Here is a 25,363-nt window from a genome sequence, read left to right as displayed (position 1 = left end):
CAGTTTGGAGACTGTCCCCATGAACCGCCGTATCGCCCCCGCTCTCTTCAGGGGCGCCCTCCTGGCTGGCGCTCTTCTGACCGCGTCGGCCGCCCTGCCGACCGTGGCCTCAGCCCAGGTCGCGAGCGATCCGGCCGCCGCCCCCGCCGGAACCTGGACGCTGGACAAGCGCCACGCCAGCCTGACCCTGAAGGTCACGCACTTCGGCACCTCGCACTACACCTTCCGCTTCGCCCAGGGCGCCATCGACGGCTCGTACGCCTACGACCCGGCCAAGCCGCTGGACACCAAGGTGTCGATCACCATCGACGCGACCAAGGTCGACACCGGCCTGCCGGACTTCGACAAGGAAATCGGCACGGACCCGAAGTTCTTCAACGGCGCGCAGTATCCCAAGATCACCTTCGTCTCGACCAAGGTCGAGCCGGGCAAGCTGACCGGCGACCTGACCTTCCGCGGCGTGACCAAGCCGGTCACCCTGGACGTCAAGTACAACGGTTACGCCAAGACCCCGTTCGGCTCGCAGATCATGGGCTTCTCGGCCACCGGCAAGATCAAGCGCTCGGACTTCGGCTTCAGCCACCTGGTGCCGATGGTCAGCGACGACGTCGACCTGTTCATCGAAGCCGAGTTCAATCCGAAGAAGTAGAGTTTTGGTGGGAGGCGGCCTTGGTCCGAAATCCTCGTCCTTCGACAAGCTCAGGATGAGGATTTCTACTGAACCGCTAAAGTAGCCCTCATCCTGAGCTTGTCGAAGGACGAGGGCGGACCTACCGGATGGTGGCGCCCAGCGCACTAGAGTTGAGACGAGGACGACCATGACCGCCGAAGCGCCTATCGAGACCCCTTCGGCGGCGGGTCGTCCCGTTCGCTACACGCCCTCTCGCTACACGACGGTGGCGATCGTCCTGCACTGGCTGATCGCCGCGGCCATCCTCTTCCAGATCATCCTGGGCTGGCGGATGGGCGACGAGCCCAAGGGGCCGGCCACCTACGCCATCTTCCAGCTGCACAAGTCGATCGGCATCACCATCCTGCTGCTCAGCCTGGCGCGGCTGGCCTGGCGGCTGTTCCACCGGCCGCCGCCGCATCCGGTAGGGCAGCCGCGCTGGGAGACGATCGCTTCGCAAGTCGTCCATGTTGCGTTCTACGTGATCATGATCGGCCTGCCGGTTACCGGCTGGATCATGGTCTCGGCCAGCAAGCTGAACATCCCGACCCTGCTGTACGGGACCGTTCCCTGGCCGCATCTGCCGTTGCTGCCCGAACTGGCCACGGAGCCCAAGCACCTCTGGTACAAGGCCGGCCAGATCAGCCACGACCTGCTGGTCAAGACGACCTATCTGCTGCTGGCCCTGCACCTGGGCGCGGTGGCCAAGCATCAGATCCTCGACCGCGACGAAGTGTTCGGCCACATGGCGGCCGGCGCCAAGCCTGGCTGGAAGGAACCGCGGGCCTGGCTGGCCGCCGCCGGCCTGATCGCCGTGATCGCGGCGGGCTACCTGTACAAGCCGGCGGTCAAGGCCAAGGCGCCCGCCGCCCCGGCCGAGATCGCCGACGTCCAGGCCCCGGCGGCCCCGCCGGAACCCACGGTCGCTGGCCCGGCCCCGACTACGCCGGTCACCGAAGCCGCGCCCGCCGCCGCCCCGCCTGGGCCCGACGCGGCCCTGAAGGACCCGGTCGCCTGGACGGTGGCCAAGAGCTCGACCCTGAACTTCACCGCCAGCTGGGCCGGCGACGCCATCGAGGGCCAGTTCAAGCGCTGGACCGCCGATATCCTGTTCTCGCCCGAGGCGCTGGACCGCTCGAAACTGACCGTCAGCATCGACATGAGCTCGGCCGCCACCGGCGACGACCAGCGTGACTCCAGCCTGCCCAGCGACGACTTCTTCGCCGTCGCCGCCCACCCCAAGGCCACCTTCACCGCCAGCAAGTTCCGCAAGACCGGCGAAGGCAAGTTCGTGGCGGACGGGACCCTGGACCTGCGCGGCGTCAAGAAGCCGCTCAGCCTGCCGTTCACCCTGAAGATCGACGGCGACACGGCCACGGCGCGCGGTGTAACCACCCTGGACCGGACGGCGTTCGGGGTTGGACAGGGCGAATGGGCGTCTACGGATCAGATCGGCGGCAAGGTGAAGGTCAGCTTCGCCATCACGGCCAAGAAGACATAGCGGCCGCCGCCAGGGTCCTGGCGGACGGCGGCCTGGTGCTGCTGCCGACCGAGACCGTCTACGGCCTGGGCGCCGACGCCGCGAACCCGGCGGCGGTGGCGGCGATCTTCGAGGCCAAGGGCCGTCCGCGCTTCAACCCGCTGATCGCCCACGTCCACGACGCGGAGACCGCGGCCCGCATCGCCGTCTTCGACGACCGCGCCCAGGCCCTGGCCGCCGCCTTCTGGCCGGGACCGCTGACGATCGTCGCCCCGATCCGCGATCCCGCCGCCGTCTGCGACCTGGCGCGGGCGGGGCTGGACACCGTGGCCATCCGCGTGCCCGGCCATCCGCTGTCGCGCGCCGTGCTGGCGGCGTTCGGCGGGCCGGTGGTCGCGCCGTCGGCCAACCGCTCGGGCCGGCCCAGCCCGACCACCTTCGCCGACGCCTTCGCCGAGACCGGCGACAAGGCCGCCGCCGCCCTGGACGGCGGGCCCTGCGCGGTGGGCCTGGAATCCACCGTCGTCGCCGTGCTCGACGGCCCGGTCCGTCTGCTGCGCCCCGGCGCCGTGACCCGGGCCCAGCTGGAGGCGGTGGTCGGTCCGCTGGCCCAGGCCGACGACGACGCCAAGCGCTCGCCCGGCCGCCTGGCCCTGCACTACGCGCCCGACGCGCCCGTGCGGGTCGACGCCGAGGCTCCGCGCGAGGGCGAGGCGTTCCTGGCGTTCGGGCCGTGGCCGGCGGGCGAGGGCGTGTTCAACCTCAGCCCCTCGGGCGATCTCGCGGAGGCAGCGGCCAACCTGTTCGCGTTCCTCCGCGCCGCCGACCGGATCGGGCCCGCCGGCATCGCCGTCGCCCCGATCCCGGACGAAGGCCTGGGCGAGGCGATCAACGACCGCCTGAGACGGGCGGCCGGGTTCGTGGGATAAGGGCGGATGAAATTCCGCATCATGTATCTCGAAGACAAGTCCAAGGGCCTGAACGGTCCGGCCCGGATCGGGCGCGTCAGGCTCTCCAAGACGGGCGAGACCCTCTACTACGGCGGGCGCACGTTCGAGGCGCTGCGGAACTCGGGCCTGAAGGCCAATTTCAGCGACGTCGAAACCGGTCAGCCCTTCTGGATCGCCAAGGCCCGCAAGGGCGGCGACGATCGGCTCTACAAGGGCGCGGGCGATCCGCCGGTGATCGACGAGGACGTGCGCGAGGAATACTGGCGCGACGTGCGGGGCGTGCCGGATCCGGCGGCGGGTTAGACGTCCAGCGCCGAGCGGACGTCGGTCATCCGAAAGTCGTCGCCCTTGTAGAGCAGCGGCGCGTCCAGCGACTTGGCCAGAGCGTAGGCGAAGCAGTCGGCGAGGTTCAGACGGGCGGGATGCCGGCCCTTGCCGAAGGTCAGGTAAGCGTCGAGGGCCAGGGCGTCGATAGCCGGCTCGGCCGCGACCCGGACCCGATAGTTGGAAAGCCATTCGTCGAAGGCTTGGCGCGAAACGAAATGGCCTCGACCCGTCAGAACGACACCGGTTTCGACATAGTTGATCGGAGAGATCAGAATCTCGCTTGCGGTCTCGATAGCCCGAATGAGGGCGGGCCTGTCCGGCTCGAAAGTCCCGATGGCCACCAACGCCGAGCTATCGACAACGATCCTCACGAATCCGACACGTCATAGCCGGGGATCTCATTGAGTTCGTCGAAATCGGCCTTGGTGATCGGCGGCAGAAGACCCGCCAGCGCTTCGGGCGTCAGGTACTTCTTCGTGATCGCGTCCATTTCCGCGACGCTCCGGGGCCGATGCGGCCGCGCCTCGTTGCGCTTGGCAGCCAGACGTTCGCGAACGGCCACCTCGACCGCGGTGGTCAGGCTCTCGCCGGTCAGCTCGGCCAGTTCGCGCACGGCGCGCTCGGCCCCGGGGTTCTTGATCAGGATGCCCATGACGGTCTCCGTATAGACGGCAGTATATACTGACAGCGACTGCCCAGAAAGCGTATCCTCCGCCCCCATGACCAAGTCCGTTCCCGCCGACACCCTGTCCCGCCTGAAGGCCGTGCTCGGCGAGGGCGGGTGGAGCCAGGATCCCGACCGCCTGGCCCCCAAGCTGCAGGAGTGGCGGGGCCGCTGGACCGGCGAGACGCCGCTGCTGGCCCTGCCGCGCTCGACGGCGCAGGTCGCGGCGGTGGTCGGGATCTGCGCGACCGACGGCGTGGCGATCACCCCGCAGGGCGGCAATACCGGCCTGGTCGCCGGCCAGATCCCGCGCGGCGAGATCCTGCTCTCGACCGAGAAGCTGACGGCCGTGCGCGACGTCGACGCCTTCGACGACGTGATGGTGCTGGAGGCGGGGGTGACCCTGGCCGGGGCCCACGAGGTGGCCCTGTCGGTCAACCGCCGCTTCCCACTGAGCCTGGCCTCGGAGGGTTCGTGCACCGTCGGCGGCCTGGCCTCGACCAACGCCGGCGGCACGGCGGTGCTGCGCTATGGGGTGATGCGCGACCAGATCCTGGGGCTGGAGGCGGTGCTGCCGAACGGCGAGGTCTGGAACGGCCTCAAGCGCCTGCGCAAGGACAATACCGGCTATGACCTCAAGCACCTGCTGATCGGGGCCGAGGGCACGCTGGGGATCATCACCGCCGCCAGCCTGAAGCTTCATCCCCTGCTGGCCTCGCGCTGCGTGGCCATCGCCGCCGTCGCCACGCCGCATGACGCCATCGCCCTGCTGGCCCGGGCCAAGGACGAGACCGGCGGGGCGGTCGAGGCCTTCGAGCTGATGAGCCGCCTGGGCGTGGCCTTCGCCCTGAAGAACATCCCCGGCCTGCGCGAGCCGCTGGAGGCGGTGCATCCCTGGTACGTGCTGGTCGAGACCGCATCGGGCGAGCCCGGCGCGGCCGAGGCGGCCATGGAGCGGTTGCTGGCCGGCGCGCTGGAAAGCGGCCTGATCCAGGACGCCGCCGTCGCTCAATCCGCTGCCCAGGCCCACGCCTTCTGGGCGGTGCGCGAGAACCAGTCCGGCGGCCAGAAGCCCGAGGGCGCGGCCTGGAAGCACGACGTCGCGGTCCCGGTCTCCAGGGTCGCCGACTTCATCGACCAGGCCACCGCGGCGGTCGAGAGGCTGTCGCCGGGCGTGCGGGTCGTGGCCTTCGGCCATGTCGGCGACGGCAATGTTCATTACGACGTGCTGCGGGCCGACGGCGGTTCGGACGACGCCCACGACGCCCTGCGCGACGCGGGCGCGCGGATCGTCCACGACATCGTCGCGGCGATGGACGGCTCGATCAGCGCCGAGCACGGCCTGGGGACCATGAAGTCGGCCGAGGCCCTGCGCTACAAGAGCCCCGTCGAGATCGAGGCCCTGCGCGCCATCCGCGCGGCCCTGGACCCGCGGCGGATCATGAACCCTCGCGTGCTGTTCTAGCTTTCGGACGGGGCTCTAAGCCGCGCCGTCCGTCCGTTTCGCCGCCAGGGCCGCCTTCCGGGCGCGCCGGACGCTGACGCACACGAAGATCGAGGCCAGGGCCCCGACCGGGGTCGTGGCCTTGTAGAAGCCGGCCTGCTGGCCCGGGCCCAGCAGGTTGATCGCCGCCGGCACGAAGCCCCACTCGCCCGTGGACGCCCGCATCCAGAACGCCCCGATGCCGACGAAGCACAGCACCGCCCAGGCGATGCGCCACTTCAGCCCCGGCGTGCGGATCACCAGGAACAGGCCCACGAACATCACCAGCGGGCAGGTCAGGGCGGCCAGGAGGCCAAGAAGCGGGGGCATCGGTCATGGTCCGGCAAAAGGGCGGGCAACATCGCGGCGGGCGGGCCCATTGTCCAGCCTCGCACTAGCCCTGGCCGTCCCGAGCCTCTATCTGCACCGCCATGCTGATGGTCATCTCCCCCGCCAAGTCGCTGGACTTCACCGCGCCCGACCAGGTGCTGCCGCTCACCACGCCCGAGCTGAAGCCCCAGATCGCCGAGCTGGCCAAGGCGACGCGTAGGCTGACGGTCGCCGACCTGCGCCGGCTGATGCACATCTCCGAAAAGCTGGCGGTCCTGAACCACGCCCGGTTCCAGGATTTCGACGCCCAGGTCGAAGACGGCCTGCAGGCGGTGATCGCCTTCAACGGCGACGTCTATGCCGGGCTTGCCGCCCGCGAGCTGGACCGTCCGGCCCTGGAATGGGCCCAGGACCACCTGCGCATCCTGTCGGGCCTGTACGGCGTGCTGCGACCGCTGGACGCCCTGCAGGCCTACCGCCTGGAGATGGGCGCGCGGCTGAAGACCAAGCGTGGCAAGAACCTCTACGACTTCTGGGGCGAGACCATCGCCAAGACCCTGACCGCCGCCGCCGCCGACCACGCCGACCCGACCCTGGTGAACCTGGCCAGCCAGGAATATTTCGGGGCCGTCGACGCCAAGGCCCTGAAGCTGCCGACGGTGACCTGCCATTTCAAGGAAGAGAAGGGCAACACCCTGCGGGTGCTGGGCTTCTTCGCCAAGAAGGCCCGCGGCCGCATGGCCCGGTTCGCGATCGACAACCGCATCGACCGGGCCGAGGACCTGAAGGGCTTCGATCTCGACGGCTACCGGTTCCGCAGCGACCTCTCCACCCCCGCCGACTGGGTTTTCGCTCGCCTCCAGCCCTGATTTCACCTATCGATGAAATTAGCGCATCGCCAGTGTACTTGGGCGAGAGCGAGCTATATGCTGCGTTGCAGCATGATGGGCGTTGAGCGCAGGGAGTTGCCGATGGCCGTGGATTTCGGTTTGCAGGGGCAGGTCGCGATCGTGACCGGTTCGACCAGCGGCATCGGCCACGCCATGGCCGACGCGCTGGCCGCCCAGGGCGTCAACATCGTCCTCAACGGCCTGGGCGAGATGACCGCCATCGAGAAGACCCGCGCCGAACTGGCCGAGAAGCACGGCGTCGAGGTGCTCTACAACGGCGCCGACATGACCAAGCCCGGCCAGATCGCCGAGATGGTGACGGCCACCAAGGCCGAGTTCGGCGAGCTGGACATCCTGATCAACAACGCCGGCGTCCAGCACGTGGCCCCGATCGAGGACTTCCCGGTCGACCAGTGGGACCTGATCATCGCCATCAACCTGTCGTCGGCCTTCCACGCCACCCGCGCGGCCGTGCCGATCATGAAGGAGCAGGGCCGCGGACGGATCGTCAACATCGCCTCGGCCCACGGCCTGGTCGCCTCGCCGTTCAAGAGCGCCTATGTCGCCGCCAAGCACGGCATCCTGGGCCTGACCAAGACCGTCGCCCTGGAAACCGCCACCTTCGGGATCACCTGCAACGCCATCTGCCCGGGCTTCGTGAAGACCCCCCTGGTCGAGGCCCAGATCGTCGACCAGGCCAAGGCCCGGGGGATCTCCGAAGAGGCGGTGATGAAGGACGTGATCCTGGCCGCCCAGCCGACCAAGCAGTTCGTCACCTTCGACCAGCTGAACGGCCTGCTGCTGTACCTGGTCTCCGACGCCGGGGCCTCGGCCAACGGCGCGGCCTTCAGCATCGACGGCGGCTGGACGGCGCAGTAGCGATAGAAGAACGCCAGGCCCCAAAACCGGTTGTCATCCCGGAAGCCTCGCAGAGGCTGTCCGGGACCCAGGCGACTGGGCAAAAGCCTTGCGGTTCCCCTGGGTCCCGGACAAGCGCTTCGCGCTTTCCGGGATGACAACATTGGGGGCGAGGAAGCGTACTTACTGTCTCGAACAGGAGCCCGCCACGCATGCCCATCCCGCCGTTCAAGAAGAAGCCCGCCGGTCCCCGGCCGATCGCCCTGGCCCTGCAGGGCGGCGGCTCGCACGGGGCGTTCGAGTGGGGCGTGCTGGACCGCCTGCTCGAGGAGGAGGATCTGGAGATCCAGGCGGTGACCGCCGCCTCGGCCGGGGCGATGAACGCCGTCTGCCTGGCCCAGGGGCTCCTGGACGGCGGGCGCGACGGGGCCAAGGCGCGACTGGAGCGCTTCTGGAAGCAGGTCAACCGCAATGGCGGCCGCAACGTGTTCGGCGACACCAGCATCTGGACCAACGCCTTCGCCGGCGGAACCGACTGGCTCAAGAACACCCCCGGCTGGCGAATGGCCGAGACCTTCGCCCTGTCGATGAGCCCCTACGAGTTCAACCCGTTCAACCTGAACCCGCTGCATGACGCCCTGGAAGGCGAGATCGATTTCAAGGCGTTGCGCGAGCGCTCGCCGATCAAGCTGTACATCGCCGCCACCCAGGTGCGCACCAGCCGGTCCAAGGTGTTCCGCGAGACCGAGCTGACCGCCCGCCACATCATGGCCAGCGCCTGCCTGCCCCAGGTGTTCCAGGCGGTGGAGATCGACGACGAGCCCTATTGGGACGGCGGCTTCCTGGCCAATCCGCCCCTATGGCCGCTGTTCTACGACGACACCCCCGACGACATCCTGCTGGTCAGCCTCAACCCGTTCGTCCGCGACGAGACGCCCAAGACGCCGGGCGAGATCATGGACCGGCTCAACGAGATCACCTTCAACGCCGCCCTGGCCAGTGAGCTGCGGGCCATCGGCTTCGTGCAGAAACTGCTGGACGAGGGCCTGCTGAAGGACAACGCCCGCGGCCGCTACCGGCGGATGTTGATGCACGCCATCACCGCCGACAAGGCCCTGGCCGACCTGTCGCTGGGCAGCAAATTCGACACCGAGTGGAGCTTCCTGACCGACCTTCGGGAGCGCGGATACAAGGCCGCCGACGACTGGCTGGGCCATTGCCTGACGCAGGTCGGCGTCAGCTCCAGCCTGGATTTGAAGGCGGGGTTTCCGTGACGAGGTCGGGACAGGCGCATGCGCCTGTCCCCAATCGCCGTGTTCCCAATCGCTTGACGCGGCCCGAACGAAGGGTATCTGACGCCCATGTCTCGCGCTTCCGCCGCCGTCGCTCCTACGGCTTCTGAGTTCCCCGTTCCCACCGTCGGCGTCGTCTGCCTGCGCGGCGACCAAGTGCTGCTGATCAAGCGCGGCACGCCGCCGCGCCTGGGCCAGTGGAGCCTGCCCGGAGGCCGGCTGGAGCGCGGCGAGACCACCGCCGTCGCCGCCCTGCGGGAGCTGGCCGAGGAGACGGGGGTGCAAGCCGATCTGCTGGGCCTGGTCGACGTGGTCGACGGCCTGTTCACCGCGCGCGAGACCGGCCAGGTCACCCGCCACTACGTGATGATCGACTACGCCGCGCGGTGGGTGGCGGGCGAACCGGTGGCCGGCGACGACGCGGCCGAGGCCAGGTTCGTGTCGCTGGACCAGGCGCTGGCGATGGTCGAGTGGGACGTGACGCGCGCGGTGATTAGGGAGACGTTCGAGCGGTTTCCGGAGCCGAGGGCGTGATGCTGGCCGAAATCGTGAAGCTGCCCCTGGATGGCCTGTTGTGGGCGCTCACGATCTTTTATTTCGCCCGTCTGATCATGGCGCTGTGGCGAGCCGGCGTCGTCGGGGTCGACAATATCGAGGGGGGATATCGCTTCGACCGCAAGGCGTCCCGCCGGGATGTGGGCTGGGGCTACGCCAGGATGGTGTTGTTTGGGCGTACGAAGGACGGACCTTTGCGCGTGCTGTTCTGGCTGACCCGGTTGGCGCTGGCCCTCTATGTCCTCCTGATGCTGGTGATCATTCAGTCCCCCTATCGGATGAGTCTCCGGTAGCTTCGCCGCGTCTCCGAGATCCGGAACCCGCCCATGACCCTCCACGCCCTCGCCGTGCCGACCTTTCTGCAGATGCTGCGCAACCTGTCGGCCCAGCTCGACAAGGGCGCGGCGTTCGCGGCCGACAGCGGACTGGCCCTGGAGGACCTGATCGGCGCGCGGCTGGCGCCGGACATGTTTCCGCTGGCCGACCAAGTGCGGTTCGCCTGCCACCAGGCCGCCGAGGCGACCGCCCGGCTGACCGGCCAGGCGCCGCCAGAGTTGGTCCAGGTCGAGCCCGACTTCGCCGCGCTGCAGGCCCTGATCGCCGCGACGGTCGCCAGGCTGGAAGCGACGCCGGCTGAGGCCTTCGACGGGGCGGCCGGACGGGCGATCGAGCTGCGGATGGCCAACGGCATCGTCTTCGACATGACCGGCGAGCAGTACCTGCGCGACTGGGCCCTGGCCCAGTTCTACTTCCACCTGGTCACCGCCTACGCCATCCTGCGCCACAAGGGCGTGGCCCTGGGCAAGCCCGACTACGTGGCCCATGTGATCGGCTATGTCCGGCCGGGAACGATGCCGGGGCGCTAGAGCGTCGCGCGGAAAAGTGGATGCCGGTTTTCCGCAAAGCGATGCGAAAACAAAAATCCAGAGCGAACCGCGCGATTCCTAACATCGCGCGGTTCGCTCTAGAGGCTTTCCAGGCCGAAAGCTGGACTGCCGGGTCCACGAAATGTCCTTAAAAATTGGGCGCTTGCGGAACCCTGTAGCCGGTGAGAAGGTTCCCCTGTCGACAGTTCGGGCATCAGACCTGGGCGTCGCCGGAGGAAACGACAGATGACGCCGCAAGACATCGTGGGCCTGGCCCCGCCCAGAGGCATGCTGGCCCTGATCGCGATGATCCTGACCGCGATGGCGGCGTGCTTCTGGACCTCGGAAGCCGAGGTCCAGCCGGAGTTCGTTTCGCGGGACTAGGCTCGACTGTTGCTCCCTCCTTTCAGCCGTCAGGTTCCAGGACACTGCCCTTGCGGCACGCTCCGTCACGTCGTTGCTAGCAACGCGCCATCTCCCCCGTTTCACGGGTGAGGAAGAAGCCGCGTCGACCCTCTCCTCACCCGCATCGCGGGGAAGGTGGCGCGATGCGGATACGCATCGTGACGGAGGGGGCGTCAGGCCTCAGGTCTGCACCTCCGGCAGCATCCGCTGGAAGTGCGCCTCGACCTGGGCGTGGCATTCGCAGGCCCGGCGCTCCAGGCGCGGGCGGTCGAGGATCTCGACGCGGCCGCGGCCGGTGCGGATCAGGCCCTCGTCCTGCAGGGCCTTGGCGACGGCGGTGACCGTGGTGCGCTGCACGCCCAGCATGTCGGCCAGGGTTTCCTGGGTCAGGCGGATGGTCGCGTCATTGGCCCGGTCGTGGGTCGACAGCAGCCAGCGGCACATGCGCTGGTCTATGCTGTGCAGGGCGTTGCAGGCCGAGGACTGCATCATCTGGGCCAGCAGCACGTCGGCGTAGCGCGAGAACAGGTCGGCCAGGGCCGGCGAGCGCAGCTTGGCCTCCTCCAGCCGGTTGGTGGGAATGGAAAGCGCGGCGCCGGGGATGCGGACCACGGCGCGGCCGTAGGCGGGCTTGAAGCCGGCGCTGACGATGCCGCCGATGGCGCCCTCGCGGCCGATCGAGGCCACCTCGATCTCGTCGCCGTCGCGGGTGACCACCAGCAGCGAGGCCATGGTCGAATAGCAGGGCAGGACCGTGTTGACGACGTCCTCGCCGGCCTCAAACAGGGTCTGGCCGGTGGTCAGGGCCAGAGGCGACAGGTGCGGGGCCAGCATCGCCAGGTCGCCCGGACGCAGGGCGGCCAGCAGGCGATTGCCCGCGCAGCCCGGCGGCAGGGTCGCGCCCACGACGGCCAGTTCGGCGGTATCGGCCATGTTCGCCTCCTGAAAAACAGCCCAGCTTTTTCAGGAGCAAAGCGCACGACGGCGTAATCGGTTTCCTGCGGGTGTCGCGCGCTGGAGGGTGGTGTTTCCCGCCTTAGCTCAGCAAGGTGGGCCGGTGCAGCTGGCCGGTGTCGTCCTGCAGGTGCATGCGGACCGGAAGGCCCACGCCCGTGGCCTGTTCCGCCAGGCGGTGGGCCGCGGTCTCGGCCTGTCGACGGGTGGTGTAGGCGCCGACCCGAAGCTGGTCGCCGATGATGGCCCAGGTTTCCCCGACGCGGACCACTCCATAGTGCACTTCAGCCATGACGACCTCCCTGCGCGTGTTGTTCCCCACGTTATCCACAGGGTCGCTCCGATCGATGGCCTTCGCAAGGCCTGATGGAGTCTTTTGTGCATCCACACGGTTAACCCGAGGCGCGCGGGCCGTGACAGCGCCCTTCCCGGCGGCGATAATGCGGCCATGAAACGCCTGTCGCTCAACGCCTTGCTCGCGCTTTCCATCTTGGCCGGGGGCCTGGTCGCGAGCGGCGCCGCCCTGGCCCAGGACCGAAGCCCGGCCGAGCGCCAGACCCTGCTCGACCTGGCCTTCACCCTGGGCGAAAGCCACGCCCTGCGGCAGGTCTGCGAAGGGGCGGGCGACCAGTACTGGCGGGCGCGCATGATGCGGCTGACCGACCTGGAAAAGGCCGACCAGGCCTTCGACGCCCAGCTGCGCGACCGGTTCAACACCGGCTTCGCCGCCGGCCAGGGCCAGTTCCCCGAATGCGGCGAAGCCAGCCTTCGGGCCGAGCAGCAGGCGGCCCGCAAGGGCCAGGCCCTGGCGGCCAAGCTGGCCCGCTCCATGCGGGTCCGGCCGCCGTCCGACCAAGCGGCGCCGGAATCCGTGGCGGACAACTGAACCACGCGCTAGGGTCTCTTCCATCGGTTGTGGGAGGCTCTGCAGTGCTGTCTTTCCTTGTTCCGCTGGTGCTCGTGGCGCTGGCGCTGTTCCTCGTCGTCAACGTCATCAAGATCGTGCCCCAGGGGCGCGAGTTCACCGTCGAGCGGTTCGGCCGCTACACCCGCACGCTCAAGCCCGGCATCAGCATCCTGACCCCGTTTGTCGAGAGCATCGGCCGGCGGGTCAACATGATGGAGCAGGTGCTGGACGTGCCCCAGCAGGAGGTCATCACCAAGGACAACGTCTCGGTGAAGGTCGACGCCATCGTCTTCATCCAGGTGATGGATGCCTCGCAGGCCGCCTACCGGGTCGACAACCTGATGTACGCCATCACCCAGCTCACCCAGACCAACCTGCGCACCGTGGTGGGCTCGATGGAGCTGGACGAGGTGCTTAGCCAGCGCGACCTGATCAACACCCGGCTGCTGGCCACCATCGACCACGCCACCAATCCCTGGGGGGTCAAGGTGGCGCGCATCGAGATCAAGGACCTGACCCCGCCAGCCGACATCACCAACGCCATGGCCCGGCAGATGAAGGCCGAGCGCGAGCGTCGCGCGGTGATCACCGAGGCCGAGGGCGAGAAGCAGGCCCAGATCGCCCGCGCCGAGGGTCAGAAGCAATCGGCCATCCTGCAGGCCGAGGGCCGGCGCGAAGCCGCCTTCCGCGACGCCGAAGCCCGCGAGCGGGAAGCCGAAGCGGAAGCGAAAGCGACGGCCTTCGTGTCGGAAGCCATCTCCAAGGGCGACGTCAACGCCATCAACTACTTCATCGCCCAGAAGTATGTCGAAGCCTTCGGCGACCTGGCCCGTTCGCCCAACGCCAAGACCGTGATCGTCCCGGCCGATTTCGCCGGTCTGACCGGCACGGTGGCCGGCGTCGCCGAGCTGGTGAAGACCCTGGGCGGCAACGAGGCGTCGCGCGCCGCCGTGCCGCCGACCAAGCCGCCGCGCGGAGCGTGACGCCATGCACGGCCTGATGTCGTTCTACGCCACCCATCCGTTCTGGGTCTGGCTGGCGGTCGCGGCGATCTTCCTGGCGGTCGAGGTGGCCACCGGCACCGGCTGGCTGCTGTGGCCGGCCGCCGCGGGCCTGCTGGTCGGCTTGCTGACCCTGGTCCTGCCGCTGGGAGCCCCCCTCGAACTGGGCCTGTTCGCGGTGCTGACCATCGCCGCCACCTATCTGGCGCGGCGTTTCCTGAAGCCGGTGCTGGACGCCGGCACGCCCGACCTCAACGATCCGTCGCTGCGCCTGGTCGGCCGCGACGGCGAGGCGCTGGACGGCTTCCAGAACGGCAAGGGCCGGGTGTTCGTCGACGGCAAGGAATGGGCCGCGGTCGCGCCGGACGGCGAACCGCCGGCAGCCGGCCAGAAGGTGCTGATCGTCGCCGTCGACGGCGCGGTGCTGACGGTGCGGTAAAGAACCCTCTCCCAAAGGGAGAGGGCGGGGCCCGCCGCGAAGCGGTGGGAGGGTGAGGGGTTAAAACGTCAACCGGCGTGCCGGCAGGGCGTTTCGTGAAATCGGAGAGGGTGTAACCCCTCTCCCTCCCACGACTTCGTCGTGGGCCCCTCCCTCTCCCGCTGGGAGAGGGTTCTTCATAAGCGCCCTAGACCTTCAGCCGGTACCCGGTCTTGAACACCCACCACACCGCAGTCAGGCAGGCGGCCAGGAAGCACAGCGTCGCGCCGAAGCTGACCACGGGGTTCAGGTCCGATACGCCGTAGAAGCTCCAGCGGAAGCCGCTGACCAGGTAGACCACGGGGTTGAACAGGGTGATCTTCTGCCAGATCGGCGGCAGCATGCTGATCGAATAGAAGCTGCCGCCCAGGAAGGTCAGGGGCGTGACCACCAGCATCGGCACGATCTGCAGCTTCTGGAAGTCGGTGGCCCAGACCCCGATCACGAAGCCGAACAGGCTGAAGGTGATGGCCGTCAGCACCAGGAAGCCCAGCATCCAGAACGGGTGGGAAATCTCGTAGGGCACGAAGATCCGCGCCGTGGCCAGGATCAGCAGGCCCAGGCACACCGACTTGGTCGCCGCCGCCCCGACATAGCCGATCACCGTCTCGATCCACGAGACCGGGGCCGACAGCAGCTCGTAGATCGTGCCGGCCCACTTGGGCATGTAGATGCCGAACGAGGCGTTGGAGATGCTCTCGCCCAGCAGCGACAGCATGACCAGGCCGGGGATGATGAAAGCGGCGTAGCTGACCCCGTCGATGGCCTGCATCCGCGAGCCGATCGCCGAGCCGAACACCACGAAGTACAGCGAGGTCGACAGGACCGGCGAGATCACGCTCTGGGCCAGAGTGCGGAACCAGCGGGCCATCTCGAAGCGGTAGATGGACTTGATGGCGTGGATGTTCATTGCGGCGCCCTCACCAGGCTGACGAAGATGTCTTCCAGCGAGCTCTGGCTGGTGTGCAGGTCCTTGAAGTCGACGCCCTCTTCGGACAGCCGACGCAGCAGGCCGGCGATGCCGGTCTCCTCGGCCTGGGCGTCGAAGGTGTAGACCAGCTCGTGACCGTCGGCCGCCAGCTCCAGCGGATAGTCCGACAGCCGGGCGGGGATGGCTTCCAGCGGGCTTTGCAGCTGCAGGGTCAGCTGTTTCTTGCCCAGCTTGCGCATGAGCACGGCCTTGTCCTCGACCAGGATGATCTCGCCCTTGCTGATCACCCCGATCCGGTCGGCCATGTCTTCGGCCTCCTCGATATAGTGGGTGGTCAGGATGATGGTGACGCCGCTCTCGCGCAGCTTGCGGACCATCTCCCACATGTCGCGGCGCAGCTCGACGTCGACGCCGGCGGTGGGTTCGTCAAGGAACAGGATGGTCGGCTCGTGGCTGAGGGCCTTGGCGATCATCACCCGGCGCTTCATGCCGCCCGACAGCGCCATGATCTTGCTGTCCTTCTTGTCCCATAGGGACAGGTCGCGCAGGATCTTCTCGATATAGGCGTCGTTGGGCGGCTTGCCGAACAGGCCGCGGCTGAACCGGGTGGTGGCCCACACGGTCTCGAAGGCGTCGGTGTGCAGCTCCTGCGGCACCAGCCCGATCTTGGTCCGGGCGGCGCGGTAGTCCTTGACCACGTCGTGGCCGTCGGCCGTGACCGTGCCGGTGCTGGGATTGACGATGCCGCAGATGATGCTGATCAGCGTCGTCTTGCCGGCCCCATTGGGACCCAGCAGGGCGAAGATCTCGCCCTTGCGGATGTCGAGGTCGATGGTCTTCAGGGCCTGGTGGCCGGAAGCATAGGTCTTGGTCAGACCGGAAACGGAAATGATCGCCATGGGGCCCCTGGTGAGCGGCCGTCCCTCCCTGGAACCGGGCCGCCAGAGCCAGATGGGGCGCAAGCGCCGACTTGGCTAGGGCTCATGAGCGGTATGAGCGCAAAACATTCTCGTTCGCGCGGCGAGGGTCAGGCTCGGCCGCCCGGCGTGAACGCGACCTCGAGCCGGCTGATGGCGTGGACGAAGTTGTTGGGGGCGATGTCGATCTCGCCGGTCCAGCGGATGTCGGGGAAGCGACCCAGGATCTGGCGATAGGCCTCCTCCAGCTGGATCTGCGCCACCCGCTTGCCGATGCAGACGTGCGGGCCGTAGCCGAAGGCGATGTGCTTGTCAGCGTTGGGCCGGGTGATGTCCAGCCGGTCGGGATCGTCGAACACCGCCTCGTCGCGATTGGCCGCGCCGTAGTACATGACCACCTTCTCGCCCTCGCGGATCGCCTGGCCGGCGATCTGGGCGTCGCGCGTCGCGGTGCGGCGCATGTAAATTACCGGACTGACCATGCGGATGAACTCGTTGACCGCCCCGCCGATCAGCGACGGGTCGGCGACCAGCCGGGCCTTCTGGTCGGGGAACTCGGTCAGCAGCTTCATCGCGCCCGATAGGGTGTTGCGCGTGGTGTCGTTGCCGGCGAAGACGATCAGCAGCCACGAGCCGTCCAGGTATTCGTCGCTGAGCAGGTCGCCGTCGACCTGGGCGCGGGCGATGGCGCTCATCAGGTCGGCCCTGGGCTCCAGCCGCCGCTTGTGCAGCATGGTGCGACCGTAGTCGAACATCGCCTCGACATGGGTGTTGAAGTCCTGGACGAACTGCATCAACTCCAGGGTCGGCTCGATCGGGGCCAGGTGCTGCTTCAGCGCCAGATCCTGGGCCCTTTCCAGATAGTGCATCCAGGTCAGGAACTTGCCGCGGTCCTCGGGCGGCACGCCCAGGATCTCGCACAGGGTGAACAGCGGCAGCTTGGACGAAAACGCCTCGACCAGGTCGCAGCGGCCCAGCGGGGCCATCTCGTCCAGCAGCCGGCCGACCTCGGCCCGCACCGCCTCGGTCACGCCGCGCAGATAGGCCGGGGTGAAGTAGGGCATGTGCTCGCGGCGCAGCTGCATATGCTCGGCGCCGTCGAGGTTGATCATGGTGTCCATCGAGGCGCGATAGAGCAGGGCGTGGCGCTTCTGCGGATCGCCGTGCGCCATCAGTATGCCGCCCTTGCGCGACGAGAAGGTCTGCGGATCGGCCTCCACCGCCAGGATGTCGGCGTGGCGGGTGACCGCCCAGAAGCCCGGTCCGCCATAGGGCTCGGGATGCCACATCACCGGGGCCTGGGCGCGCAGCCGCGCGAAGTCGCCATAGGGCTGGCCGCGGGTGAACCGCTCGATGTTGGACAGGTCGACCCCGTCCAGCGTGGGATACAGCGTCGGAGCCCCCGGTCCTGGAATGCCGTCGAAGGCGGTTTCGCTGACAAGCTGCATGGCCATGCGCGTCTTCCCTGTGAGCCCGCGCGCTCCGTCGCGTGACGTCGCGAAGTAGTTCAGACGACAAGTGTCGTGTCAATTGACTGGTGTTGAATCTTGGGGCGTGGCAAAAAGGCGAAACGGCTGGGGCTGGGCTGGGGACAGGCGCATGCGCCTGTCCCCGTCCGCGGGCGCGGCGGAGGACGATTTGACGAAAGCTTCGGAACGAACAGGCGGCCTGCGCGAGGCCCAGCGCCAGCTGACCCGCGAGCGGCTGGTCGACGCCGCCGTCGTCCTGTTCGGCGCGCGCGGCTTTCGGGCCGTGACCATCGAGCAGATCGCCGCCGAGGCCGGCGCCAACCGCGCCACCTTCTACCTGCATTTCCGCAACAAGGAGGACGTGGCCAACGCCATCGGCGACCGGCTGGTTCCCCACATCCAGGCCATCTTCGCGGCGCTGGACGCCCTTCCGGACCCGACGGTCGAGGACGTCCGCGCCTGGCTGGTCCAGGGCTTGGCCGAGCAGACCGAGGAGCGCCGCAACCTGCTGGCCGTGGCCACGGAGGCCAATGTTGCCGACCCGGACCTGGCCGACGACTATCTGCGCTTCATCGACCTGTTCATCGACGCCATGCCCAACTACCTGGCCCGGTTCCCCGAGGCCGAGCGACCGGCGGCGCGCACGCGGATGCTGATGCAGCTCGTGCAGCTGGAACGCCTGGCCTACCTGCTGGTCGTCCAGCGGGCGTCAGCGCCGCTGGAGCCGCTGCTGGACGCCCTGGCGGAGAGCTGGTGGCGGTTGCTGACGGGGAGGTAGGAGGTCAGCTCCTCCCCCTGTGGGGGAGGCGACCCGAAGGGTCGGTGGGGGGCTTTGTTGGATCGAGCCAGATCGAGACCGCCGGCCGACCAATCCCCCCTCCGTCGGCTGCGCCGACACCTCCCCCACAGGGGGAGGGGCTAGAAGGCCGGCGCCTTCACGCCTTCCCCGGCCCATCCACCGCCACCGCTGGATCGACCGCCCGCTTGTAGCCCCAGTCCGTCTTCACCGTCGCCCCGTCCTTGGCCGCAGACTCCAGGATCGCCTGCATCAGGCGCATGTCCTGCAGGCCTTCTTCGCCCGGCGAGACCATCGGCGCCTTGCCGCGCACCACGTCGGCCATCCAGTCCATCTCGCGGGCGAACTGGTCGCCGGGCGGGGCGGGGATCGGCGGCTGGGCCTGGCCGCCCTTGACCACGGTCAGGCGGTTGCCGCCATAGAAGGCGGCCGGATCGGCGACCAGCCGGCCTTGCTCGCAGATCGCCTCGAAGGCCATGGTCGGGGCGTAGGCGAACGAGGTCGAGCCGTTGGCGATCACGCCCGACGGGAAGCGGAACTGCCAGTTGATCAGGTCCTGTGTCTCCTTGAACCGGGGATCGGCCGGGTCGGTCGAGGCCCAGGCCTGGACGGCGACCGGCTCCTCGTTCAGCAGGTAGCGGGCGGCGCTGATCCCGTAGACGCCCATGTCGCCCAGGGCGCCGCCGCCGGACATCTCGCCGTCCAGCCGCCAGGCGTCGGACGGGTCCGACGGATCGGCCTGCCGGCCCATGGTGGTGTTGATCTGCCGCACGCGGCCCAGCGACCGGGCGCGCAGCCGTCGCATGACGTCCAGGTTCATCGGCTCGTAATGGCAGCGATAGGCGATCATCAGGTGGCGGTCGGCGGCCTTGGCGGCGGCGATCATCGCCTCGGCGTCCTGGATGCGGGTCGCCATCGGCTTTTCGCACAGCACGTGCTTGCCGGCCTTCAGCGCCTTGATCGTGTGCTCGGCGTGCAGCGAATTGGGCAGCACGATGTAGACGACCTGGATGCGCGGGTCCTTGGCCATGCGGTCGTAGTCGTCATAACCATAGACCGCGTCGGCCGGCAGGCCGTTCTCGGCCGCGACGCGGCGGGCCTTGTCGGGATGGCCGCTGACCACGGCGGCCAGCCTGGCGCCCTTGGCGACCTTCAGGCCGGGAATCAGCTGGCCCAGGCTCAGCTTGCCCAGGCCGACGATGGCGAAACCGATCTTGTCGTTGTCGGCCACGGCGGCCCCCTGTGAACTCGAGACCGTCGGCGCCAGCGCCGCGGTGGCGCCGGCGGCCCCGATCAGGCTGCGTCTGGAAATGGGCATGGGCTCGTCTCCTCTAGGGCTTGGGATCGGCGGCGGTGAAGGGCGAGCAGCAGGGCTTGCCGATGGCCTGGAACTCCATGATCTCGGCGCGGGTGCCATCCGGGTCGTAGAGGTTCAGCTGCCACTTGGCGTCGCGGCCGATCTTGGGCGTCTCGGCCTGGCCGCGCAGGCGGTCGCCGTTCCACAGCAGGGTGTAGGCCAGGCGGGTGTCGGGCACGCCGAGCGAGAAGTGGTCGAGCACGCCGGCGGTGGCCTGGCTCATGCCGGGCGGCGTCCCGCGGCCGTCGGATGGCGCGACGATCATGTATTCCAGCCAGTCCGAGCCGTCCGGGACCTGCAGCGAGACCCAGGAGGCCGCCTCGTCGGTCATGCCGCCGAACCAGTAGGGCCGAAAGCCCAGGACCTGGCGGTAGAAGGCGTCCTGGCGCGCGCGGTCGTGGACGATGAAGCCGACATGGATGATCCGGCTGGACAGCGGGTTGACGGTGACGTCGGGCGGGGTCCTTGGGGGCTGGACGAACTGGATCCTCACGCCCTCCGGATCGACCACGTCGAACCAGCGGCCGCCGTCCGCGCCCGTCTCGACACGGCCGGGCACGGCCACGCCCTTGGCGGCCAGATAAAGGCGCAGGGCCTCGGTGTCGGCGGTGTTGAAGGCGGCGTGGTCCAGCCGGTCGACCTTCGGCGCGCCGAGCGGCAGGGGCAGCACCTCGACGAACTGGGTGAGGCTGAAATAGTAGCGCGCGCCCTCGGGGTTCTCCGGATCGGGCCCCTTCACCGCACCTAGATCGTGGACGTAGAAGGCCTCGCTCTTGGCCGGATCGGCCGCGTGAACGGCCAGGTGCGACACCGAGACGATCGGTGGCCGGGTCGGCGCGGCCGCCTGGGCGACGCCGCAACTGGCCAGGATGGTCAAGGCGTAGGCCAGCGCCCGCATGCCGATCGCTCCCATGGTCCTTCGCTCTCAAGGGCGGACGAAGGTTTCCGGGCCGCAGGATAGCGCGGAATGGTAGCGTTACCAGGATAATTTCAGCGACGTTCGTCGGGCTTGAACGCAAACAGCGCCCGTGCCGAGGGGGAGGGCACGGGCGCTGCGCTTCTAGGACGTTGGGGCCGGCCGGGGGGGAGAAGCCGGGTTGTCCGCGTCGAATAAGAGATTGGGATCCGAACCAGGCTTCGCAACGGCGCGACCAAGGTCATTTCGCGGCCGTTTCGTTTCAGGGGCTCAAACTTGTTGCGTCGCGGCTCCGGCCGGGGCGTGCGGCGCGACCATGATCATGGCCTTGAGCTTGGACGCCAGGGACGCGCGGTCGTCGACGCGTTCCAGGCGGATCGTGTTCTTGGCCATGCCCATCGACATCACCGCGCGGAAGGCCACCAGGTCGCCCGCGGCCGCCGTGAAGGCCTCCTCGACGGGCCGGTTCTGCGACGCGGCCAGGCCGCCGAAGCCGGCCGACAGCGTGTGCGCGCCGGGCGCGATCGACAGCGCCGTGAACCGCGGGCTCTTCAGCTGGGCGGCGGCGACGCCGTCGAGCATGAGGTTCAGGCCGACGGCCTTGCCAACGAAACCTTCGCGGAACACGATCAGCAGGGCCTGGCCGGGCTCGGCGCGAAAGGCCAGGGCGGCCTCCTTCTGGGCCGGGGTGGCGGCCTTGGAGCCCTTGGTCCCGACCAGGTTGGCCATCACGAAGGCGGTGATCACGCCGAAGATCATGCCGGGCAGCCAGGTCGAAAGGCTGGGCGGCTGGCCGCTCGCCGAGGCCGCCAAGCCCAGGACGAAGCTGATGGCCACGCTGACGACGGAGCCCGTGACGAGGGCGGGGACATACTTGGTCATGGGGTCCTGTCCGAAACGGAAAGAGCAACCCTAGGGTGGATTCCACGTCGCTCCAAGATCGCGCCGATCCCCGAACCGCGCCCGGTAGGCCTGGGGCGTGGTGGCCAGCGTCTTGCGGAAGTGATGGCGCAGGGCGGCCGCGCCGAAGCCGACGGCCTGGGCGATCTGCTCGACGCCGGCGGGCGTGGTCTCCAGCAGGTCGCGGGCCCGGGCCAAGCGCTCGGCCAGCAGCCAGCGGGCCGGGGTCGTGCCGGTGGCGGCCTCGAAGCGGCGCAGGAAGGTGCGCGGGCTCATGCCGGCCGCGTCGGCCAGGGTCTTGACCGTGTGCTCGCGGGCGAGATCGGCGCGCAGGCGGTCCAGGATCGGCGACAGCCGCGAGGCCTCGTGCGCGGTCGGCACCGGACGCTGGATGAACTGGGCCTGGCCGCCGTCGCGGTGCGGCGGGATCACCAGCCGCCGAGCCACGGTGTTGGCCGCCTCGGGGCCGAAGTCGCGACGCACCAGGTGCAGGCCCAGATCCAGCCCCGCGGCGCTGCCGGCCGAGGTCATGACGTCGCCCTCGTCGACATAGAGCACGTCGGGCAGCACCTCGATGTCGGGATGAAGCGCCCTCAGCGTGTCGACGTGACGCCAGTGGGTGGTGGCCCGCCGCCCGGCCAGCAGGCCCGCCGCCGCCAGCACGAAGACGCCCGAACAGATCGACATCACCCGGGCGCCGTTGGCGTGGGCCGCCTGGAGCGCCTCGATCAGCGGCGGGGGCACGGGCTGGTCGGCGCCGCGCCAGCCTGGGGCGATGATCGTGCCGGCCCGCTCGACGAGCTCAAGCCCGCCGTCGGGGACCACCTGGACGCCGCCCAGGCCGCGCAGGGGGCCCGGCTCGACCGCCGCCGTGGCGAAGGCGTACCAGTCCGGGCCCATCTCGGGCCGGGGCAGGCCGAACAGCTCGACCGCCACCCCGAACTCGAAGGTGCACAGGCCGTCATAGGCCAGGGCGACCACCCTTCTGTTGGCTGGGCCGGGACAATCTGAAGGCTTTGGCATGATCTTTACTGCCTATGTCAATCGTGCCAGCTAACGCGACGCCGCCGCCTGGGGCAAGTCTTCGGCGCCCAACAGAGGAGGTCGCCATGAGCTTTGTTTCCGCCATCCCCGCCGCGCCGTCGCCGGAAGCCGCCGTCCACTTCGCCCGCCGCCTGGCCCTGGAGACCGACTGCGCCGATGTCGCCGCGGCGATGAAGGCCGGCGAGAAAGACTTCGTCCTGCTGCACGTGGTCGGCTCGCCGCAGGCCTATGCTCGCCGGCACGTGCCCGGCGCGATCCACCTGCGCCACGCCGAGATCGACGCCGAGCGCATGGCGCAATGGCCGGCCGACACCCTATTCGTGGTCTATTGCGCCGGCCCGCACTGCAACGGGGCCGACCGCGCGGCGCTGAAGCTGGCCACGCTGGGCCGGCCGGTGAAGCTGATGATCGGCGGCGTCACCGGCTGGGAGGACGAGGGCCTGCCGTTCGCGACGGGGGCGGAGCCGGGGGCGCTGGCGGCTTAGGCCTTCTCGCCCAGCGCCTTGAGCATGCCCAGCCGCGCCAGCTCGTCGGCGCGTTCGTTGTGCACGTGGCCGGCGTGGCCCTTGACCCAGCGCCAGTCGACATCGTGCCGGGCCCGGGCCGCGTCCAGGCGCTGCCAGAGGTCGACGTTCTTGACGGGGCTCTTGTCGGCGGTCTTCCAGCCCTTGGCCTTCCAGCCGTGGATCCACTGGGTGACGCCCTTCATCACGTACTGGCTATCGGTGTGCAGCTCGGCCTTGGTCGGCTTGTTCAGGGCTTCCAGCGCCTGGATGGCGGCCATCAGCTCCATGCGATTGTTGGTGGTCGCCAACTCGCCGCCCATGATTTCCTTCTTCTTGTCGCCGTACATCAGCAGGGCCCCCCAGCCGCCGGGGCCGGGATTTCCGCGGCAGGCGCCGTCGGTGTAGATCACCAGTTTCGGGGTCACGCGCCGGCTCCGAACAGGCTGAGGCCCTCGCGGTGCACGGCCAGCTTGCGCTCGTATTCCAGCGGGTCCTTCGGCTTGACCAGGGCCCCGGCCGGGGTCGCGCCCCAGTCGGCTAGGCGGGTCAGGAAGAAGCGCATGGCCGCGCCGCGCGCCAGGATCGGGATGGCGTCGCGCTCGGCCGGGCTCAGCGGCCGGCGGCGCTCGTAGCCGGCCACCAGCGCCCGGGCGGCGGTGATGTTGAAGCTGCCGTCGGCCTCGAAGCACCAGGCGTTCAGGGTCACGGCGATATCGTAGGCGAAGGCGTCGTCGCAGGCGAAGTAGAAGTCGATGGCGGCCGCGAACTTGCCGTCCGGCTTGAAGAAGACATTGTCGGGGAAGTAGTCGGCGTGGATCACGCCGGTCGGCAAGCCGCGCGGCCAGGACAGCGCCAATTCGGCCAGGTCCTTGTCGATGGTGGCGGAGAGGCCCGGCTTGAGGCCGTCGGCGGCCTTGCGGTGCTTGGCGAATAGCGGCGCCCAGTGCGGCTGGCCCAGGTCGTTGGCGCGGCGGGCCGGATAGCCCTCGCCGGCCAGATGCAGCCAGGCCAGGCCCTCGCCGGCCTCGCGGCAGTGGGCGACGGTTGGGCGGCGGGCCGACAGGCCGGGCAGGAACTCGACCAAGGCGGCGGGCTTGCCGCGGATGGTCTTCAAGGTCTCGCCCGATCGGTCGGCGATCGGCTTGGCGCTGGGATAGCCGCGATCGGCCAGCCAGGTCAGCAGGTCGAGGAAATAGGGCAGGTCCTCGGGCTTGGCCCGCCGCTCGTAGACGGTGAGGATGAACCGGCCGCGCTCGGTCTCCAGCAGGAAGTTGGAGTTCTCCACCCCCTCGGCGATGCCCTTGAACGCCACGGCCTGTCCCAGGTCGTAGTCGGCGAGGAAGACGGCGAGTTCGTCGTCGGTGATGTCGGTATAGACGGCCATGGCGCGGGGATGCGGGACAGGGCGCTGGCGGTCAAGAGCGTCGGCGGAATTGTGCTGAGATGGCGTTGGAAGCAGACGTCCATGGTCGGTGAAACAGACGGCGATCAAAGCCTCATGCCAACCCCTATTTCTTGGCTGTTGAAGTTCTCAGCAGGTCGCTATCAGGCCGCACCGGCCTGACGCTGCGCAGGCGCTTGCCGAATTGATCACGGCTTCCAGCTGCAACTTTCGCCCAGCTGCTTCGTCGCGATGTCCATACCGTTGAGCTTGAACACGGCAGTAACCGGGTTTTCGTTGTAGGGCGTCGTTTGGAGCACTAGCCGGTCGGCCTTTCCCATCTTCTGGATCAGCGCGACGGGCGAGCCGGGAGCGAAAGTCGCATTGCTGTCAGTAGAGATGCCCCACCGCTGGGTGGTCGCTTCCGCCGTGCCGACGCGCACGATTACCTGCTTCCAGTCGTTGTAGACGTCGTGGCTATCGTCACCCAGATAGTCATTCCAGTTGACGTAGAGTTCGGTCTTATTCGACTGGCAACGGATCGTCAGCGTTATCGGCTCTCCGCCAGACGCAGCGCCTTCTTCCGCGATGAGCGATGCGAAGTGGGTCTTGCTATCATCGACAGGGTTTACATCCTCGCTAGTTGTCCAGGCCCCCATGGGTGATGGTTTGTCCTCAGCTGCCGGCGCTCTACCCACAGGTTTCGCCCCCGTCGCGTAGCATCTATTCATCGCCGTCATAAATTCGGGATTGGCCGCGAAGGTGACGCTCGTGCCATCGTAAAAGAATGGCTCAAAGCCAACGTAAGCACCCATTCGGTTCTTGGCGTTGACCTCGCCCTTGTAAATCGAACTGTCGCTTGAGCAACGCTGGACATCGCGGAATTGGGCAGAGCCGCCGTCGATCAGTTCGCGCTTTACAGCCTCTTCGGCTTTGTTTTCGCATCCGGCCAAAGCCAATGCGGCAACGACGAGAACGGCATATTGACGTCGCACTTTTGCAACTCCCCCGATCCTTCCGCTCCAGGAAGGTCTCA

General features: G+C 68.5%; 32 protein-coding genes and 2 pseudogenes. 18 read left to right on the top strand and 16 right to left on the bottom strand.

The window, feature by feature from the left end:
* The first annotated feature begins 19 nt into the window (after nt 1–19).
* On the top strand, nt 20–649 hold the full coding sequence (locus J2X41_RS17505) for a YceI family protein (protein ID WP_310083606.1): 630 nt from the start codon (nt 20–22) through the stop codon (nt 647–649).
* A gap of 27 nt (nt 650–676) precedes the next feature.
* On the opposite strand, the pseudogene J2X41_RS25340 reads toward J2X41_RS17505, so the two are convergent.
* Nucleotides 677–768: pseudogene (locus tag J2X41_RS25340) on the bottom strand (hypothetical protein); the annotation flags it as partial.
* A gap of 50 nt (nt 769–818) precedes the next feature.
* On the opposite strand from J2X41_RS25340, the gene J2X41_RS17495 reads away from it, so the two are divergent.
* Genes J2X41_RS17495 through J2X41_RS17485 form a run of 3 tightly spaced genes read left to right on the top strand, consistent with a single transcriptional unit; the run spans nt 819 to nt 3,403 of the window.
* The gene (locus J2X41_RS17495; protein WP_310083604.1) at nt 819–2,171 is read left to right on the top strand and encodes a YceI family protein; all 1,353 of its coding nucleotides are present in this window, start codon (nt 819–821) and stop codon (nt 2,169–2,171) included.
* Nucleotides 2,102–3,079, top strand: coding sequence for an L-threonylcarbamoyladenylate synthase (locus tag J2X41_RS17490; RefSeq protein WP_310083602.1), 978 nt, complete (start codon nt 2,102–2,104; stop codon nt 3,077–3,079). Before J2X41_RS17495 ends, J2X41_RS17490 begins: the two co-directional genes overlap by 70 nt.
* A 6-nt stretch (nt 3,080–3,085) precedes the next feature.
* Nucleotides 3,086–3,403: a 1-deoxy-D-xylulose-5-phosphate synthase gene (locus J2X41_RS17485; protein ID WP_310083599.1), complete on the top strand. Its 318-nt coding sequence runs from the start codon at nt 3,086–3,088 to the stop codon at nt 3,401–3,403.
* On the opposite strand, the gene J2X41_RS17480 is transcribed toward J2X41_RS17485, so the two are convergent.
* Both J2X41_RS17480 and J2X41_RS17475 read right to left on the bottom strand, forming a co-directional pair.
* On the bottom strand, nt 3,400–3,798 hold the full coding sequence (locus J2X41_RS17480; protein ID WP_310083597.1) for a type II toxin-antitoxin system VapC family toxin: 399 nt from the start codon (nt 3,796–3,798) through the stop codon (nt 3,400–3,402). The two genes, J2X41_RS17485 and J2X41_RS17480, sit on opposite strands and share 4 nt — an antisense overlap.
* Nucleotides 3,795–4,079 (bottom strand): type II toxin-antitoxin system VapB family antitoxin, encoded by a 285-nt coding sequence (locus J2X41_RS17475; protein WP_310083595.1) that lies wholly within the window; start codon nt 4,077–4,079, stop codon nt 3,795–3,797. Before J2X41_RS17475 ends, J2X41_RS17480 begins: the two co-directional genes overlap by 4 nt.
* Before the next feature lie 67 nt (nt 4,080–4,146).
* Between J2X41_RS17475 and J2X41_RS17470 the strand changes: the two genes are divergently transcribed.
* Nucleotides 4,147–5,556: an FAD-binding oxidoreductase gene (locus J2X41_RS17470; protein WP_310083591.1), complete on the top strand. Its 1,410-nt coding sequence runs from the start codon at nt 4,147–4,149 to the stop codon at nt 5,554–5,556.
* Nucleotides 5,557–5,571: 15 nt separating this feature from the next.
* Here J2X41_RS17470 and J2X41_RS17465 read toward each other — a convergent pair whose 3' ends face one another.
* Nucleotides 5,572–5,904 (bottom strand): hypothetical protein, encoded by a 333-nt coding sequence (locus tag J2X41_RS17465; protein ID WP_310083589.1) that lies wholly within the window; start codon nt 5,902–5,904, stop codon nt 5,572–5,574.
* Between the two features lie 101 nt (nt 5,905–6,005).
* Between J2X41_RS17465 and yaaA the strand changes: the two genes are divergently transcribed.
* The 7 genes from yaaA (at nt 6,006) to J2X41_RS17430 (ending at nt 10,749) form a co-directional block, all read left to right on the top strand.
* Entirely contained in the window at nt 6,006–6,773 is a 768-nt protein-coding gene (yaaA, locus tag J2X41_RS17460) for a peroxide stress protein YaaA (protein ID WP_310083587.1), read from the top strand.
* 102 nt (nt 6,774–6,875) lie between these two features.
* Nucleotides 6,876–7,673 carry a 3-hydroxybutyrate dehydrogenase gene (locus J2X41_RS17455; RefSeq protein WP_310083584.1) on the top strand — a complete coding sequence of 266 codons (798 nt, stop codon included), beginning with the start codon at nt 6,876–6,878 and terminating at the stop codon, nt 7,671–7,673.
* Between the two features lie 191 nt (nt 7,674–7,864).
* Nucleotides 7,865–8,926 (top strand): patatin-like phospholipase family protein, encoded by a 1,062-nt coding sequence (locus tag J2X41_RS17450; RefSeq protein ID WP_310083580.1) that lies wholly within the window; start codon nt 7,865–7,867, stop codon nt 8,924–8,926.
* Nucleotides 8,927–9,013: 87 nt separating this feature from the next.
* Entirely contained in the window at nt 9,014–9,478 is a 465-nt protein-coding gene (locus J2X41_RS17445; RefSeq protein ID WP_310083577.1) for an NUDIX hydrolase, read from the top strand.
* On the top strand, nt 9,475–9,792 hold the full coding sequence (locus J2X41_RS17440; protein WP_310083575.1) for a hypothetical protein: 318 nt from the start codon (nt 9,475–9,477) through the stop codon (nt 9,790–9,792). The genes J2X41_RS17445 and J2X41_RS17440 overlap by 4 nt, the downstream gene beginning before the upstream one ends.
* A 33-nt stretch (nt 9,793–9,825) precedes the next feature.
* Entirely contained in the window at nt 9,826–10,365 is a 540-nt protein-coding gene (locus J2X41_RS17435) for a DUF1993 domain-containing protein (RefSeq protein ID WP_310083572.1), read from the top strand.
* Nucleotides 10,366–10,611: 246 nt separating this feature from the next.
* A complete protein-coding gene (locus tag J2X41_RS17430) occupies nt 10,612–10,749 on the top strand; it encodes a hypothetical protein (protein WP_310083569.1) in 138 nt (45 codons plus the stop codon).
* Between the two features lie 201 nt (nt 10,750–10,950).
* Here J2X41_RS17430 and J2X41_RS17425 read toward each other — a convergent pair whose 3' ends face one another.
* Complete coding sequence (locus J2X41_RS17425; RefSeq protein ID WP_310083567.1) at nt 10,951–11,703, bottom strand: Crp/Fnr family transcriptional regulator; 753 nt, start codon at nt 11,701–11,703, stop codon at nt 10,951–10,953.
* A gap of 103 nt (nt 11,704–11,806) precedes the next feature.
* Nucleotides 11,807–12,016: a hypothetical protein gene (locus J2X41_RS17420; protein ID WP_310083566.1), complete on the bottom strand. Its 210-nt coding sequence runs from the start codon at nt 12,014–12,016 to the stop codon at nt 11,807–11,809.
* A gap of 156 nt (nt 12,017–12,172) precedes the next feature.
* Between J2X41_RS17420 and J2X41_RS17415 the strand changes: the two genes are divergently transcribed.
* From J2X41_RS17415 to J2X41_RS25335, 4 genes and pseudogenes are all read left to right on the top strand, one after another.
* A complete protein-coding gene (locus J2X41_RS17415; protein ID WP_310083563.1) occupies nt 12,173–12,610 on the top strand; it encodes a TIGR02301 family protein in 438 nt (145 codons plus the stop codon).
* A gap of 47 nt (nt 12,611–12,657) precedes the next feature.
* The gene (locus J2X41_RS17410) at nt 12,658–13,614 is read left to right on the top strand and encodes an SPFH domain-containing protein (RefSeq protein WP_310083862.1); all 957 of its coding nucleotides are present in this window, start codon (nt 12,658–12,660) and stop codon (nt 13,612–13,614) included.
* 4 nt (nt 13,615–13,618) lie between these two features.
* Entirely contained in the window at nt 13,619–14,071 is a 453-nt protein-coding gene (locus J2X41_RS17405) for an NfeD family protein (RefSeq protein WP_310083560.1), read from the top strand.
* Nucleotides 14,070–14,132, top strand: a pseudogene (locus tag J2X41_RS25335) (hypothetical protein); the annotation flags it as partial. The gene J2X41_RS17405 and the pseudogene J2X41_RS25335, both read left to right, overlap by 2 nt.
* Before the next feature lie 126 nt (nt 14,133–14,258).
* On the opposite strand, the gene J2X41_RS17395 reads toward J2X41_RS25335, so the two are convergent.
* The 3 genes from J2X41_RS17395 to J2X41_RS17385 form a co-directional block, all read right to left on the bottom strand.
* Entirely contained in the window at nt 14,259–15,020 is a 762-nt protein-coding gene (locus J2X41_RS17395) for an ABC transporter permease (protein ID WP_310083557.1), read from the bottom strand.
* A complete protein-coding gene (locus tag J2X41_RS17390) occupies nt 15,017–15,940 on the bottom strand; it encodes an ABC transporter ATP-binding protein (protein ID WP_310083554.1) in 924 nt (307 codons plus the stop codon). The genes J2X41_RS17395 and J2X41_RS17390 overlap by 4 nt, the downstream gene beginning before the upstream one ends.
* Before the next feature lie 128 nt (nt 15,941–16,068).
* Entirely contained in the window at nt 16,069–17,406 is a 1,338-nt protein-coding gene (locus tag J2X41_RS17385; RefSeq protein ID WP_310083860.1) for a cytochrome P450, read from the bottom strand.
* A gap of 190 nt (nt 17,407–17,596) precedes the next feature.
* On the opposite strand from J2X41_RS17385, the gene J2X41_RS17380 reads away from it, so the two are divergent.
* Nucleotides 17,597–18,205 (top strand): helix-turn-helix domain-containing protein, encoded by a 609-nt coding sequence (locus J2X41_RS17380; protein ID WP_310083551.1) that lies wholly within the window; start codon nt 17,597–17,599, stop codon nt 18,203–18,205.
* A 157-nt stretch (nt 18,206–18,362) separates the two neighbouring features.
* Here the strand turns inward: J2X41_RS17380 and J2X41_RS17375 are convergent, their stop codons facing one another.
* The 4 genes from J2X41_RS17375 to ftrA form a co-directional block, all read right to left on the bottom strand.
* Nucleotides 18,363–19,541 (bottom strand): Gfo/Idh/MocA family oxidoreductase, encoded by a 1,179-nt coding sequence (locus tag J2X41_RS17375; protein WP_310083549.1) that lies wholly within the window; start codon nt 19,539–19,541, stop codon nt 18,363–18,365.
* Nucleotides 19,542–19,554: 13 nt separating this feature from the next.
* Nucleotides 19,555–20,493, bottom strand: coding sequence for a VOC family protein (locus J2X41_RS17370; protein ID WP_310083547.1), 939 nt, complete (start codon nt 20,491–20,493; stop codon nt 19,555–19,557).
* Nucleotides 20,494–20,766: 273 nt separating this feature from the next.
* Nucleotides 20,767–21,378, bottom strand: a complete 612-nt coding sequence (locus J2X41_RS17365) for a hypothetical protein (protein ID WP_310083543.1) — start codon at nt 21,376–21,378, stop codon at nt 20,767–20,769.
* A 30-nt stretch (nt 21,379–21,408) separates the two neighbouring features.
* Entirely contained in the window at nt 21,409–22,419 is a 1,011-nt protein-coding gene (ftrA, locus tag J2X41_RS17360) for a transcriptional regulator FtrA (RefSeq protein WP_310083540.1), read from the bottom strand.
* Nucleotides 22,420–22,505: 86 nt separating this feature from the next.
* Here ftrA and J2X41_RS17355 point away from each other — a divergent pair, with 86 nt between their 5' ends.
* Nucleotides 22,506–22,925, top strand: coding sequence for a rhodanese-like domain-containing protein (locus tag J2X41_RS17355; protein WP_310083538.1), 420 nt, complete (start codon nt 22,506–22,508; stop codon nt 22,923–22,925).
* On the opposite strand, the gene rnhA is transcribed toward J2X41_RS17355, so the two are convergent.
* From rnhA to J2X41_RS17340, 3 genes are all read right to left on the bottom strand, one after another.
* Nucleotides 22,922–23,371, bottom strand: a complete 450-nt coding sequence (gene rnhA / locus J2X41_RS17350) for a ribonuclease HI (RefSeq protein WP_310083535.1) — start codon at nt 23,369–23,371, stop codon at nt 22,922–22,924. The two genes, J2X41_RS17355 and rnhA, sit on opposite strands and share 4 nt — an antisense overlap.
* The gene (gene thrB, locus J2X41_RS17345) at nt 23,368–24,330 is read right to left on the bottom strand and encodes a homoserine kinase (RefSeq protein WP_310083532.1); all 963 of its coding nucleotides are present in this window, start codon (nt 24,328–24,330) and stop codon (nt 23,368–23,370) included. Before thrB ends, rnhA begins: the two co-directional genes overlap by 4 nt.
* A 206-nt stretch (nt 24,331–24,536) precedes the next feature.
* The gene (locus J2X41_RS17340; RefSeq protein ID WP_310083530.1) at nt 24,537–25,322 is read right to left on the bottom strand and encodes a type VI secretion system-associated protein TagO; all 786 of its coding nucleotides are present in this window, start codon (nt 25,320–25,322) and stop codon (nt 24,537–24,539) included.
* Between the last annotated feature and the right edge of the window lie 41 nt (nt 25,323–25,363).

Origin of the sequence: Caulobacter sp. BE254 (assembly GCF_031457295.1) — a bacterium.
Lineage (GTDB): Bacteria > Pseudomonadota > Alphaproteobacteria > Caulobacterales > Caulobacteraceae > Caulobacter.
The sequence above is the reverse complement of the archived record's forward strand: the minus strand, read 5'-3'. Positions and strand labels throughout refer to the sequence as shown.

Excerpts from the sequence above, each read along its gene's own strand:
- J2X41_RS17390 (WP_310083554.1), bottom strand. The coding sequence starts at position 15,940 with ATGGCGATCATTTCCGTTTCCGGTCTGACCAAGACCTATGCTTCCGGC.
- J2X41_RS17450 (WP_310083580.1), top strand. The coding sequence starts at position 7,865 with ATGCCCATCCCGCCGTTCAAGAAGAAGCCCGCCGGTCCCCGGCCGATC.
- J2X41_RS17485 (WP_310083599.1), top strand. The coding sequence starts at position 3,086 with ATGAAATTCCGCATCATGTATCTCGAAGACAAGTCCAAGGGCCTGAAC.
- J2X41_RS17475 (WP_310083595.1), bottom strand. The coding sequence starts at position 4,079 with ATGGGCATCCTGATCAAGAACCCCGGGGCCGAGCGCGCCGTGCGCGAA.
- yaaA (WP_310083587.1), top strand. The coding sequence starts at position 6,006 with ATGCTGATGGTCATCTCCCCCGCCAAGTCGCTGGACTTCACCGCGCCC.
- J2X41_RS17505 (WP_310083606.1), top strand. The coding sequence starts at position 20 with ATGAACCGCCGTATCGCCCCCGCTCTCTTCAGGGGCGCCCTCCTGGCT.
- J2X41_RS17385 (WP_310083860.1), bottom strand. The coding sequence starts at position 17,406 with ATGCAGCTTGTCAGCGAAACCGCCTTCGACGGCATTCCAGGACCGGGG.
- J2X41_RS17420 (WP_310083566.1), bottom strand. The coding sequence starts at position 12,016 with ATGGCTGAAGTGCACTATGGAGTGGTCCGCGTCGGGGAAACCTGGGCC.
- J2X41_RS17425 (WP_310083567.1), bottom strand. The coding sequence starts at position 11,703 with ATGGCCGATACCGCCGAACTGGCCGTCGTGGGCGCGACCCTGCCGCCG.
- J2X41_RS17470 (WP_310083591.1), top strand. The coding sequence starts at position 4,147 with ATGACCAAGTCCGTTCCCGCCGACACCCTGTCCCGCCTGAAGGCCGTG.
- J2X41_RS17405 (WP_310083560.1), top strand. The coding sequence starts at position 13,619 with ATGCACGGCCTGATGTCGTTCTACGCCACCCATCCGTTCTGGGTCTGG.
- J2X41_RS17375 (WP_310083549.1), bottom strand. The coding sequence starts at position 19,541 with ATGCCCATTTCCAGACGCAGCCTGATCGGGGCCGCCGGCGCCACCGCG.
- J2X41_RS17370 (WP_310083547.1), bottom strand. The coding sequence starts at position 20,493 with ATGGGAGCGATCGGCATGCGGGCGCTGGCCTACGCCTTGACCATCCTG.
- J2X41_RS17490 (WP_310083602.1), top strand. The coding sequence starts at position 2,102 with ATGGGCGTCTACGGATCAGATCGGCGGCAAGGTGAAGGTCAGCTTCGC.
- thrB (WP_310083532.1), bottom strand. The coding sequence starts at position 24,330 with ATGGCCGTCTATACCGACATCACCGACGACGAACTCGCCGTCTTCCTC.
- J2X41_RS17445 (WP_310083577.1), top strand. The coding sequence starts at position 9,014 with ATGTCTCGCGCTTCCGCCGCCGTCGCTCCTACGGCTTCTGAGTTCCCC.
- J2X41_RS17430 (WP_310083569.1), top strand. The coding sequence starts at position 10,612 with ATGACGCCGCAAGACATCGTGGGCCTGGCCCCGCCCAGAGGCATGCTG.
- J2X41_RS17395 (WP_310083557.1), bottom strand. The coding sequence starts at position 15,020 with ATGAACATCCACGCCATCAAGTCCATCTACCGCTTCGAGATGGCCCGC.
- J2X41_RS17465 (WP_310083589.1), bottom strand. The coding sequence starts at position 5,904 with ATGCCCCCGCTTCTTGGCCTCCTGGCCGCCCTGACCTGCCCGCTGGTG.
- J2X41_RS17355 (WP_310083538.1), top strand. The coding sequence starts at position 22,506 with ATGAGCTTTGTTTCCGCCATCCCCGCCGCGCCGTCGCCGGAAGCCGCC.
- ftrA (WP_310083540.1), bottom strand. The coding sequence starts at position 22,419 with ATGCCAAAGCCTTCAGATTGTCCCGGCCCAGCCAACAGAAGGGTGGTC.
- J2X41_RS17365 (WP_310083543.1), bottom strand. The coding sequence starts at position 21,378 with ATGACCAAGTATGTCCCCGCCCTCGTCACGGGCTCCGTCGTCAGCGTG.
- J2X41_RS17435 (WP_310083572.1), top strand. The coding sequence starts at position 9,826 with ATGACCCTCCACGCCCTCGCCGTGCCGACCTTTCTGCAGATGCTGCGC.
- J2X41_RS17455 (WP_310083584.1), top strand. The coding sequence starts at position 6,876 with ATGGCCGTGGATTTCGGTTTGCAGGGGCAGGTCGCGATCGTGACCGGT.
- J2X41_RS17415 (WP_310083563.1), top strand. The coding sequence starts at position 12,173 with ATGAAACGCCTGTCGCTCAACGCCTTGCTCGCGCTTTCCATCTTGGCC.
- J2X41_RS17495 (WP_310083604.1), top strand. The coding sequence starts at position 819 with ATGACCGCCGAAGCGCCTATCGAGACCCCTTCGGCGGCGGGTCGTCCC.